Below are 12359 nucleotides of genomic sequence, written 5' to 3'. Positions count from 1 at the left end.
CTCAACCAAATGTAAATTAGCGGTGGTAAGGAATGGGTATGAAAGTTTGGATGGTTGCGGTCCTGAGTATATTACTGGCCGCTTGCGGTGCTAAATCGCACTACAAGGTTACCAGCCCCGATGGTGATCTAACGCTAACCTTGACGCAGGCCAGTGACGGTAGCGCCTTGTATGAGGTTGCCCAGCATGGGCAGCCAGTGCTGATGCCATCGCCTTTGGGCTTAACGTTAAGCTCGGGTGACTTTACCCGCGAACTCACGGTGGAGGCCGCAGGCGAGCCGACGCTGGTAAAAGAGCACTACACCATGGTGCAAGGTAAACAGCAGGATATTAATTACCTTGCGCGGGAGCAGCGCTTTGCCGTGAGCAATGCCGACGGCCAGGTTTTGCAGGTTGTGTTTCGGGTGTCCGACGACGGTGTTGCACTGCAGTACCGTATTGCCAACCCAAGCGATCAGGCTATTAGCGTCACCGACGAGCTAACCGGCTTTGCGCTGCCTAAGGCAACCAAAGCGTGGTTGCAGCCGGTGGCGTTGGCGCAAACGGGTTACAAAAAGACCAACCCATCCTATGAAGAGCATTACCAAATGGGCATTGACGCCGGCACCGCAAGCCCAACCGAAGCGGGCTGGGTATTTCCGGCGTTGTTTAAAACGCCCGGGGCGTGGGTGCTTATTACCGAGGCGGGCATGGATGGCGATTTTCATGCCTCGCGCTTGCAGCAACACAGCGATAATGGTGTTTATCGTATCGGCCAGCCAATGCAGCCCGAGGTCACCGCCGGCGGCGCGTGTATGGCCAATGCCCGTGGCGACTTCCATTCGCCGTGGCGCATTATTACGCTGGGCGATTTAGCTACTGTCACCCAGTCGACTCTGGGTACAGATTTAGCCGACCCCGCAGTGGATGATATGGCGTGGGTTAAACCCGGCGTGGCGTCATGGAGCTGGGCGCTGTTAAAAGATGACTCCGTCAACTTTGATACCACCAAAGACTTTATCGATTACGCTGCCGACATGGGATGGCAGTACACTTTGATAGATGCCGATTGGGATAAAAAAATTGGCTGGGATAAACTCGCTACTCTGGTCGATTACGCCGCTAAAAAAGACGTGGGAATACTGGTGTGGTACAACTCATCGGGCGCCTGGAACGAAACCGTGTACTCGCCTAAAAGTGCATTGCTTAGCGCGGCCGATCGCGAGCGAGAATTTTCGCGCTTAGAAAAAATCGGCGTTAAAGGGGTTAAGATCGACTTCTTTCCAGGTGATGGTCAGTCGGTTATGGCGTACTACAATGATCTTGCGCGAGACGCCGCCAAGCATCACCTGTTACTAAATTATCATGGCTCGTCGCTGCCGCGCGGTTTGCATCGCACTTACCCCAACCTAATGACGATGGAAGCGGTGCATGGGTTTGAGATGATTACCTTTATGCAAAACTCCGCCGACTTGGCGCCGTCTCATATGGCGATGCTGCCTTACACGCGCAATGTCTTTGATCCGATGGACTTTACTCCCACCACCTTTGGTGAAATTCCCAATATCGAGCGACGCACTACCAACGGTTTTGAATTGGCGCTACCGGTGTTGTTTACCTCAGGTATTCAGCACATTGCCGAGACGCCAGACAACATGGCCACGGTGCCCGCTTACGTTAAAGGTTTTATGCGCGGATTACCGGTACTGTGGGATGAGTCGCGTTTTGTTATGGGCTTTCCCGGGCAGTCGGCGGTGTTCGCGCGGCGCAAAGGCAGCACTTGGTACGTGGCGGGCATTAATGGCGATGATCGCGCTAAAAACATGACGTTAAATTTAGACTTTATTGCTGGCAAAACCGGCGTGTTGATTACCGATGGTAAAACGCCGCGCAGTTTTAGTCGCTTTAGTATTACCGCGAGTAACGAGCTGGAGCTGCCGGTAAAAGCTCACGGCGGCTTTGTGATGACGTTTAACACCGGTCAGTAACAACTTAAATTAATAATGGAGTGGGCGTTGCATCGCTCAAGAGTAAGTTATGAAACTACACAATGTAAAATCGGCGGTTTTAGCCGGCGTTATTGCGGCGCTAACCGTAACAGGTTGCGCCAGCCAGAAGGAATCCGTCAGTACACAGGATGTTAATAAGAAGAATACGAGCGCGAGCGAGCTGCCCGAGGGCACTTTTGCCAACCCGTTATTCGCCAACGGCGCCGATCCTTGGTTGGAGTATTGGGACGGCAATTACTACTTAACCACCACCACCTGGACGTCACAGCTGGTCATGCGTAAATCGCCTACTTTGGCCGGTTTGTCTGAAGCGGCGCCAATTAATGTGTGGTCCGATACCGACCCGGCGCGCAGCTGGAATTTTTGGGCGTTTGAGTTTCACCGCTTAACCGGCCCCAATGGCCCGCGCTGGTATTTAATGTATACCGCCGGCCAGCATGGCACGCTTGATCATCAACACTTGTCCGTACTCGAAAGCGCCGGCGATGATCCTATGGGCCCCTACGAATACAAGGGCCACTTTATGCCTAACGAGTGGAATATCGACGGTACCTACCTTGAACACGACGACAAGTTGTACTTGTTGTACTCGCAGTGGCAGGGCGATGAGCAGCTCAACCTGATTACCGAGATGGAAAACCCTTGGACCCTAAAAGCAGGCTCACCTAAAGTGGTTGTTACGCGCCCGACGCTCGACTGGGAAACCAGTGGCCGCAAAGTGACTGAAGGGGCCGAAATTTTAAAGCATAAAGGCCGAACCTTTTTGATCTACTCGGCGAGCTTTTGCGATACCCCCGATTACAAGCTGGGGATGAAAGAGTTGGTGGGTGATGACCCGTTAAACCCCGATCACTGGAAGCAGTTTGACGAACCCGTTTTTCAGCGCGGCAATGGCGTTTTTGCCCCTGGCCACAATGGCTTTTTTGTCTCGCCCGATGGCACGCAAGATTGGATCGTGTACCACGGTAACTCGAAAGAAGAGTACGGCTGTGGTTCTACCCGTTCGGTGCGGGCGCAGCAGTTCAGCTGGACGCAAGACGGCTTACCTGATTTTGGTGAGCCAATTCCCGAGGGGACGCCCGTCGCAATGCCCTCCGGCGAAAACGGCCCAATCAAGGTGAGCGTGCAAGGGGTTCAGCAGCAGCTGGTTAATCGCAAGTCCGGCCAGTGTTTAACAAGCCACCAGGGTGTGACCAAGTTGGCTGCCTGTGGCACCGGTAGCGGATTGTGGGTGCTCGATTCAACCGCCGATGGCGCTTACCGCGTGGCGAATGTAGCTGATGGTACCTTTTTAGATGATAATCAAGACGCATCTGCATGGCTTAATACCGCAACGCAGCGTTGGACAGCCAGCACCACAGAGGACGGTTGGTTAAGCCTTAACAATAACGCCAGCGGTAAAAAATTAGCGGCATGCAATACCAGCGAGTGCGCTGAATGGCGCTTGGCACCGGTCGGCAAGGTTGCGTTAATGAGCGTACAAAGCGGCAAGGCAGTGCAGGCGGGCAGCGCTAAAAACCCGACTAACGTGGTGCAAGATGCCTGGGGTCAAAAATTGTCACAGCAGTGGCAATTTAGCCATGTTGGCGAAGGTTATTATCAGCTACACTCAAGCGCCAATAACCAGCAGTGTTTAGCGGTGGGTGGCAACCCGATTGTCCCAGGTGCCAATGCTATGCTCGCCGCCTGTGAGGGCGAAAGCGCGCAGTGGCGAGTCGACAATTTAGGTGATGGCTCGGTGCATTTAATCAACCGCTTTAGCAGCCTAAGCCTAAACGTTGACAGCTGTGCACTGGATAACGGGGCCAATATTTCTCAAGCCCCCACGATGGCAAACGACTGCCAGCGGTTTCAGTTGCGCGAGGTTAAATAACCCAGCTTTGTGATGGCACTGGGCGGTATCGTTTGCGATAGGGCCGAGTGTCATTTCAGGGTTAGATGAGTAGATGGAAAAAAGCTAGTATTAAAAAGTATTCATAATCAAAAAAAGTAGGAGACCACAATGAAGTTAAAAGCCCTAGCGGCGATTGGTTTACTGTGTGCAGGCGCCCAGCTGTCCGCTAAAACCTTAAACGTCGATATTGACATTCATGCCGACCAAACCGGCCCGGTAATTAACAAAGACGTCTATGGTCAGTTTGCCGAGCATTTAGGCCGCGGTATTTACGAAGGCGTGTGGGTCGGTGAGGACTCAGCTATCCCCAACACTCGCGGTTTTCGCACTGATGTACTAGAGGCTTTGCGTGCGATTAAAGTGCCGTTAGTGCGCTGGCCCGGTGGTTGTTTTGCCGATGAATACCACTGGCGCGAGGGCATTGGCCCCCGTGAAGATCGCCCGACTAAAGTAAACACTCACTGGGGTGGCGTCGAAGAGCCCAACTCGTTTGGTACCCACGAGTTTTTTGAGTTTGTCGAATTGCTGGGCGCCGACGCTTACGTTAACGGCAACCTCGGTAGTGGCACTGTCAAAGAGATGGCCGAGTGGGTCGAGTATATGACGGGCGATAAAGGCTCAACGCTGGCCAATGAGCGCCGCGCCAATGGCCGTGAAGAACCTTTCGATATCGCCTACTTTGGCATTGGCAACGAGGCTTGGGGGTGCGGCGGCAATATGCGCCCAGAGTACTACGCCGATTTGTACCGCCAGTACGCCACCTTTTTAAAAACGCCTCAGGGTAAGCGTCCCAAGTTTGTCGCCAGCGGCGGCCATACCGAAGACACTAGCTGGACTGACGTGTTGAGCAAAAACATCGATTCTAATATCGACGGTATTAGCTACCACTTTTACACCTTGCCCAACAGCGATTGGGATGAAAAAGGCCGTGCCATTAAATTCAGCGAGCAAGAGTGGTTTAAAACCATGGAGCGTACTTACCGGATGGAAAAGTACATCCGCGCTAACGTTGCCAAGCTGGATGAAAATGACCCCGAAGGCAACATAGGCTTGTACGTGGACGAGTGGGGCACCTGGTACGACCCGGAGCCCGAGCGCGACCCAGGCTTTTTGTATCAGCAAAACACTTTGCGCGATGCAGTGGTTGCGGCGGTGAACTTTAATATCTTTCATCAGCATGCCGAGCGGGTCACCATGACCAATATTGCGCAAATGGTGAATGTGCTGCAGGCAATGATCCTGACCGACAAAGAAAAAATGGTGCTAACGCCCACGTATTACACTTACGGTATGTACAAGGTGTTTCAGGATGCAACCAGCATTAAGTTCAACCTAAAGACCGACAAGTATAAAAGAGGCGATAAGACCGTCCCCGGTGTTACCGCCTCGGTCGCGCGCGGTACCGACGGTAAGTTGTACCTTGCGCTGGTTAACCTAGACCCTAGCAACAGTGCCGATATTGATTTGGATGTTGCCGGTGCTAATGTGACCCGTGCGGTCGGTCAAATTTTAACCGCCGATGCGATGGATACTCGTAACACCTTCGATGCCCCCGAAACCATCGCGCCAACAGCGTTTGAATCGGACTTAGACGATCTGACGATTCCGGCAAAATCGGTGGTGGTGGTTGAGTTAAAGTAAGGCCGTCACCATGTGAGTGAAAGCTCGCAATCCAAAAGCCCGGATAAGCCTTTCGCTGCTTACCCGGGCTTTTTTGTGCGGACGTTGTTTATTGCTACTAAGTTGCCTTGCCTATCAGTCAACCGCTATGCTTGTGGTTGATACATCCAAGGAGACACCCATGCAACATGAGCAAGACACACAGGCTGAACAAAACGCCTCTTTGATCGACGCCGATACCCGTTATACGCTCGCCCCGCGTATTGTGCGCTTGTTTGCGGCCCTTATCGATTTAGCGTTATCGCTGCTGGTTGTGGTGCCGGTTACCGTGTATTTTGGTGTATGGGATGGTGTGCTAGAGAACCCCGAAGCGGGCTCGGCATTGCCTTGGACCACGACTTTGTTGTTAGCCCTGCTTAACTGGGGGGTGTTTTTCTTGTTGCATGGCGTGCTGCTGTATCGCCACGGGCAAACCATCGGTAAGCACTGTGTCGATATTGCCATTGTCACGCTGGATGGCGATAAACCCGATTTTATCCCGTTAGTGGCCAAGCGTTATTTGCCCATTGCACTGGTGACCTATGTGCCGGTTGTGGGTGGCTTACTTTCCCTGATTGATATTTTGTTTATATTTCGCGCCGATAAACGCTGCGTACACGATTTAATTGCCGGTACACGAGTGGTTAAGCTGGCAGACTAACCATTAACCTAATGTGCGAGTAACGGTTTCTTTAAAAGCGAAACGAAGAAAATTACTGGCAGAAAAAATAAAAACCCCCGCCGAGCATTTGCTTGGCGGGGGTTTTTATTGGAGGCTTTGCTTACTGGCAAATGTCTCCTGTCACGGAAACGGTCTCGGCACTGCCCGATCCCTGAAACCCAAAGCTAACCGACTGCCCCGGGTTGATGGTGCTGTTGCGGCCAATATCGCTGGCGGTAAATGGGCCGTTACCGGTCACGTCAGCTTCCCAGCTGTTGGTAATGCTAACGGGGTTACTGTACTGCCATTGTACGCTCCAGCCATTGACGGCGCTGCTCCCTTCATTGGTAAGGGTGATGTTAGCGGTAAAGCCTGAGCCCCACGCGTTTTGGGTTTCGTACTCGCAGTTTACCTCGCCCGTACCCGAGGTACTGCTGGACGAGCTGGACGCAACGCTCGATGAGCTGCTAGAAGACGAACCACCGATAATGCCATAAGGTGCCGGCTGCGCCGCACAGGTGTTGGCGCCAACGCAGCTTTGATTATCCTCATAGCCCCAACCATCGTTGCTGTTGCTGCACAGTGGTGTGGTGGTGCCGTACCAGTTACATTGCGTGCCGGCGGGTACCGAGCTGTTCGAGCTGCTGGCCGACGAAGTGCTGGAAGAGCTGCTGGATGAGCTCGCAGTATCGAGCTGCAAGAATGCGCTGGTGTAGTTTGAGGGTGTTTGGACGTACACGCGATTGTCGGTTGCGCTTTGCATAGCCACCACGTCACCGTCTGAGTTTAATACGCCGACCTGTACATCGGAGTTTTCATCGTTTACTGCTTGTGCCAGAGCGTAAGGCCAGTCATTCGCGCCGGCATTGTTAGCGTCGAGTATTAAAGATTGCTCGGGTAAGTAAACATCGGTGCCGCTGTTTTCAACTAATCGAAGGCTCACGGCATCACCAGCGCTTAGGCTCTGTGAGGTTTCGCTTAGTGCGCCAAGGTCTTCCCAGTTAGCACCCGCGGCTGGTACGTGAACAATATCCACCGAGGTGGTGCTAGTGGCGTCGGCATTATTCACCTGTAAGTTTACGGTGACGGTTTGTTGCGCGTCTGGTTCGGATAAAGTTAATACCGTATTGTCGCCACTGGTGGTGCTTAAACTGTATAGCGAGTCGTTGTCGGCGCTTAGGCTCCAACTGTAACTTAGATTGTCACCCTGAGAGCCCGAGCCGTCAAAGCTGATACTGCCTGCGCCGGCAAAGGTGCCGCTCGACGGGGTGGCGCTAATATCGGCAACCACCGGTATGTTGCCGGAGCCGCCATCAAAGCTTACATCCACGCAACCGTGGAAGCGTTCGTAGGTGAATTCATTGCGGCCCCACTCGCCATAAATAACGTGTCGGCCACTGCGCTCGGGTACATCGCAACTGGTGTGGAACAAGGCATTACCTTTGTCGGGCACAATGTCGGGGTTGGCGTTTGGGTTGCTGTCGTCATACTCAAGCACGCAAAAGGCTTCGCTTTCAAAATCGTTCCAGCTTAGTGGTTGGCCTACCTGAAAATCAAAACCGGGCTTGGTGATCCAATATCGAAACTCTTCGGTGTCATCAAAGTGCGGCCCCCAAGAAATGTTCCAAGTAAAGGTTTGCTCGCCCGCGCTCATGGGGTTGGTGGGCCAATCGATGGCGCTGTCCCATGGGGTGGCGCCGCCTTGCCAGGTTTCACTGTCAAAACCACAAACATTGTCGGGCAGTGGGGTTACCCCTGCGCGGCCCACGTCGTGAGTCAGAACACTCATAAATGAATAGCCGCTGGTAAAGTCATCGGCAAATGCCTGGGCGCAGGCGCTGCCGGGTTCGGCGGTATCAGGCTTAGTGCTGGCGCCGCAAAACCAATTGCGCGCGGGCGGGTCGGAGATTAAACCGTGACCCCAAGCGCCACTGCTGGCGAACAAAATTAGCGAGCTTAAAAATACTTTGTTGTTACGCATAAAAAATCCTTCTAGTGATTATGTTTTGTATTTAGCGCGTGGCCTAAATACATGGGCAGTCACATCTATTGCTGTTAGGGCGTCCAGCCCTTTTTTGATGTGAACGGGCTCTCCTTGATTTTGCTGGTTTAACGCTGCGAACTTTAATGTCAGCGCTACCATTTTTTGTTGAAAAAATATCGATGTTATCGATAAAGCTAGGTGGCATCATTTTGTAATTGCTCAGGTAGAAGTTACCTGCTAATGGCCTGTCCTTTTTGTTTTATAAAAAATATCCATGGTGTTAATTAGGCGCCATTAAAAAATCAGAGGTCGTGAATGCTAAGGTTTATCTTTAAATTTTTTCGCTCGCCTTCGTGAATCCGTAACACTGATTAGTTTCTTTGTGGCGCTATTTCAAATGCTGCGCACTGGAAACGAGAACCGACGCACGCTGTTAACATCTTTTGACTTCTGAATCATCCCGCCGAGAAATATAACGAAAAAGAAAGGGGTGAATAAATTTTAAAGACATTAGAAAAATCGTTTAGACGATTAAAAAAATAATGACGCGTAAAGTGAGGTTTTGGTGCTTGCTGTAATCAAAGAGCCGGAGGATTGCGGCGCCAGGGAGGTGGTGAAAATGCGCCTTGACCCACTCTGGCGCAAGTGGTTTTATAAGCCACATAACACTAACGGAGATTAAGCGTGAAAAACTGTAATAATTGTCATGCGCCGATAGGCTTTCGCAGCGTACTTAAATCGGTAAACCCGGTCCGTATTACCTGTTCTAACTGTAAAGCACGTATGCCAATTAAATTGCTGCCGGTACTGGTACTCATTTTTTTGGTGTCGCTGGTCTCTATCGCGGCGGTGGTGGCGTTAATACCTTATACCGAGGTGATGTTGTTGGTGTTGTTTGGCATCGCCTTTGCCGGGGAGTATTTCTATTATCTATTGCTGCGGGCCGGCTACCTAGAGTAGCTTCGCCCGCGATCACTGCGCTTGAGGTAGCGACCGCCCCAGCGTCGGCCCGATTAGGGCCACCAGTAGCAGTAATCCCGCGACAATCAAAAAGGCAGCGGTTAGCCCGGTGACATAGGCGACAAAACCAATCATTGCCGGCCCTACCAAAATACCGGCGTAGCCAAGGGTGGTCAGTGCTGGGACTGCTTGGGCCTCAGGCATAGTCGTTTGCTTGCCCACCAGCGAGTACATAATAGGGGCGATATTGGCGCCACCCATCCCCACGAGTGCGTAACCCACCAGGGCCAGTTGCCAGCTAGGTGCCAAAGTGGCCAGCGCCACTCCCGCGGCGGCGAGTGCCGCGCCGCTTACCAACACCCGAAGCAATCCCGCGCGGTGAATCAGCCAATCACCGCTGAGCCTACCAATGGTCATGGTCAGCGCAAAGGCGGCGTAGCCCAACCCCGACTGTGCGGTTGCCATATTTTGCGTTTGGGTTAGGTAAACGGCACTCCAGTCGAGCATCGCGCCCTCGGCTAAAAAGGCGATAAAACACAGGCCGCCGAGTACCAGAACGATGCCGTGGGGCAGTGCGAAGAGTGGTCCGTCTTGCGTACTGGCGGTATGGCTTAGTAAATAGCGCCAGGTGATGGCCAGCGCCAACAGGATCAAAAGCGCGATGCTTAGCGCGGCGTACAGCGGTGCGAGCCCGATACTTAATAGCGCGCTGACGCCTACCGCGCCGATAATACCGCCAAGACTAAAAAGGCCGTGAAAGCCTGACATTAACGGCCTGCCGCTGGCCTTCTCGACGGTGACGGCGTGAATATTGGCGACGCAGTCGGCCGTGCCAAGGGCCGCGCCAAAGACAAAAAGTGTGACGGCCAATACCCAGCTTGTGTGACTGCTGGCCAAAATAGGTAGGGCGGCACACAAAACGGTAGCGGCCAGAGTAAACACCTTGCGGCAGCCAAAACGTGAGGCAAAAAGGCCCGACAGGGGCATAGCGATTAACGAGCCAATGCCGAGGCAAAGCAGTAGTAAACCCAGCTGGGCCTCGTTGAGTGAAGCCCGTGCTTGCGCGTAGGGCACCAATGGCGCCCAGGCGGCGAGTGAGCTACCGGCGATAAAAAAAGCGGCGCGGGTGGCGTGCTGGGCGTGGCGGCTGGCAGGGTGTGGCATCATAAAATAACGTGGTTGACTGCGGGGGCTACAGCATACTAAGTTTTGCTCGCTAGCGGTCGAAAGATAAGGCAAATAGTGTAAATGACCACTAAGACCGCGTATACTGCGGTGCATTAATAGGGCGCTTGCTAGCGGTAGCAGTAGTCGCGCCTCACAAAAACAAGTACGATCAGAATATACAAGAACGGCTGCCCTGCCGCTTTAATCACATGAAGCATACTCAAACACTAATAAACAAGTGAGTAGTGCTCTATGCTTCGCAAACGTTTTTTAACCCCTGCATTGGGGGTGAAAGTGCTGCTGGTTGCAGCCTCGGCGGCGGTTTTTTTAAGCTGCTACCACGGTAATACCCCCCCTAACCTCGATACCTCTGCTTATACATCGATATTTGGCGATCACGTGCTGGTGTTTGATGACACTATGGACGAGCGCGATATTCAAGATACCTTGGATGCGCTGCACCATCAGCAAAAACACAATGAATTTGGCTCTGAGCGCTATGCCCTGCTGTTTAAACCTGGCAACTATGGCTTGAATGTAACGGTGGATTATTACGTACAGGCACTGGGGTTGGGTCGAGTACCGGGGGATGTCAGTATTAACGGCACCGTCCAGTCCATCGCCTCAACCGAGGGCAATAAAGTTACCACCATGTTTTGGCGCGGCGCCGAAAATTTTAAAGTTAAGCCACACCATGGCAACACCTTGTTGTGGGCGGTATCTCAAGCGGCGCCTTACCGCCGTATGCATGTCGAGGGTAGCGTTAATTTTGACAAGGGCAGTTGGGCCAGCGGCGGTGTATTGGCAAACTCGGTGGTTGAGGGGCGCGCCGGTCTTACCACCGGGCAGCAGTGGTTTACCCGCAACTCTGAGCTAGGCCGCTGGGTGGGTGGCAACTGGAACCGAGTGTTTGTCGGGGTGAAAGGCGCGCCGGTTGACCAGTGGCCCGAAGAACCCACCACCATCATTGATCAAACCCCGGTGATTCGCGAAAAGCCCTTTTTAACGCTGGATGATAGCGGCGCTTACGCGGTATTTGTACCGACGGTGACGCGCAATACAAGCGGCGTTAGCTGGCGTGGCGAGCCGGAAGCGGGCGAGCTATTAAACCTTAAAGATTTTTACATCGCGACGCCCAGCAATGACACCGCGGCGAGCTTGAACCAAGCGTTGGCCGCCGGTAAGCACTTACTGCTAACGCCTGGCATTTATTCGCTCGATAGCGCCTTAAAGGTATCGCGTGCCGATACCGTAGTACTTGGCCTTGGCCTGCCCACCCTGGTGCCACAGCAGGGCAGTGCAGCCATTTCCGTGGCCGACGTCGACGGGGTAAAGCTAGCGGGTGTTATGGTCGATGCCGGTCCGGTTAATTCGCCGGTGTTAATTGATCTGGGCGAGCAAGGCGCCAAGGCGAAGCACGCGGACAACCCCAGTAGTTTGCACGATGTGTACTGCCGCGTGGGGGGCGCTATTGCCGGTTTGGCCGAGATTTGTCTGCGCATTAACAGTCACCATGTTTTGGTTGATCACGTGTGGTTGTGGCGCGCCGACCACGGTACCGGTGCGGATTGGAATGTGAACAAAAGCCGCAACGGGCTGGTCGTTAACGGCGACGATGTGACGATTTACGGTTTGTTTAACGAGCACTTTCAGGGGTATCAAACCTTGTGGAATGGCGAGCGCGGCCGCACTTATTTTTACCAGTCTGAGATTCCCTACAAGCCGCCGAGTATGGCGGCCTGGAACGATAACGGTAAAGCCGGCTTTGCCTCGTACAAGGTGGCGGACCATGTACAAACACACAATGGTTGGGGCTTTGGTATTTATAGCTTTTTTCGTGGTGAGCCCACGGTGAGCAATAATGTGCGTTTAGAAAACTCGCTAGAGGCGCCCTATAACCCTGGCATTGCTATTCATCATATTGCGAATTTTGCCGGTTTAAACGGTGGCATTAACCACGTGGTGAACGGCGAAGGGCCGGCCACCGAGGTGGGCGAGTTAAATTTTTACGATGGTTTTTGGGGAGAGAAAGCCGACGAGAAATAG

General features: G+C 53.0%; 8 protein-coding genes. 6 read left to right on the top strand and 2 right to left on the bottom strand.

Translation table 11 applies throughout. From position 1 onward, the window contains the following. The first annotated feature begins 38 nt into the window (after window positions 1-38). The 4 genes from ACGHAD_RS14390 to ACGHAD_RS14375 all read left to right on the top strand — a co-directional run bounded on the left by ACGHAD_RS14390 (window position 39) and on the right by ACGHAD_RS14375 (window position 6202). Complete coding sequence (locus tag ACGHAD_RS14390; protein WP_382417900.1) at window positions 39-1967, top strand: glycoside hydrolase family 97 catalytic domain-containing protein; 1929 nt, start codon at window positions 39-41, stop codon at window positions 1965-1967. A gap of 49 nt (window positions 1968-2016) precedes the next feature. Continuing rightward, window positions 2017-3861 carry a family 43 glycosylhydrolase gene (locus ACGHAD_RS14385; RefSeq protein WP_382417902.1) on the top strand — a complete coding sequence of 615 codons (1845 nt, stop codon included), beginning with the start codon at window positions 2017-2019 and terminating at the stop codon, window positions 3859-3861. A gap of 129 nt (window positions 3862-3990) precedes the next feature. Further along, window positions 3991-5523, top strand: a complete 1533-nt coding sequence (locus ACGHAD_RS14380; protein ID WP_382417904.1) for an alpha-N-arabinofuranosidase — start codon at window positions 3991-3993, stop codon at window positions 5521-5523. Window positions 5524-5683: 160 nt separating this feature from the next. Further along, window positions 5684-6202 (top strand): RDD family protein, encoded by a 519-nt coding sequence (locus ACGHAD_RS14375; RefSeq protein WP_339615765.1) that lies wholly within the window; start codon window positions 5684-5686, stop codon window positions 6200-6202. Between the two features lie 121 nt (window positions 6203-6323). On the opposite strand, the gene ACGHAD_RS14370 is transcribed toward ACGHAD_RS14375, so the two are convergent. After that, window positions 6324-8183, bottom strand: coding sequence for a lytic polysaccharide monooxygenase (locus tag ACGHAD_RS14370; protein ID WP_382417906.1), 1860 nt, complete (start codon window positions 8181-8183; stop codon window positions 6324-6326). 687 nt (window positions 8184-8870) lie between these two features. On the opposite strand from ACGHAD_RS14370, the gene ACGHAD_RS14365 reads away from it, so the two are divergent. After that, entirely contained in the window at window positions 8871-9146 is a 276-nt protein-coding gene (locus ACGHAD_RS14365) for a hypothetical protein (protein WP_382417908.1), read from the top strand. Between the two features lie 12 nt (window positions 9147-9158). On the opposite strand, the gene ACGHAD_RS14360 is transcribed toward ACGHAD_RS14365, so the two are convergent. Continuing rightward, window positions 9159-10313 carry an MFS transporter gene (locus ACGHAD_RS14360; protein ID WP_382417910.1) on the bottom strand — a complete coding sequence of 385 codons (1155 nt, stop codon included), beginning with the start codon at window positions 10311-10313 and terminating at the stop codon, window positions 9159-9161. A gap of 252 nt (window positions 10314-10565) precedes the next feature. Between ACGHAD_RS14360 and ACGHAD_RS14355 the strand changes: the two genes are divergently transcribed. Next, complete coding sequence (locus tag ACGHAD_RS14355; RefSeq protein ID WP_382417912.1) at window positions 10566-12359, top strand: adenylyl cyclase; 1794 nt, start codon at window positions 10566-10568, stop codon at window positions 12357-12359.

It is taken from the genome of Gilvimarinus japonicus (assembly GCF_042847215.1).
Lineage (GTDB): Bacteria > Pseudomonadota > Gammaproteobacteria > Pseudomonadales > Cellvibrionaceae > Gilvimarinus > Gilvimarinus japonicus.
Note: the sequence above shows the minus strand (reverse complement) of the source record. Positions and strands in the feature narration are given on the sequence as shown.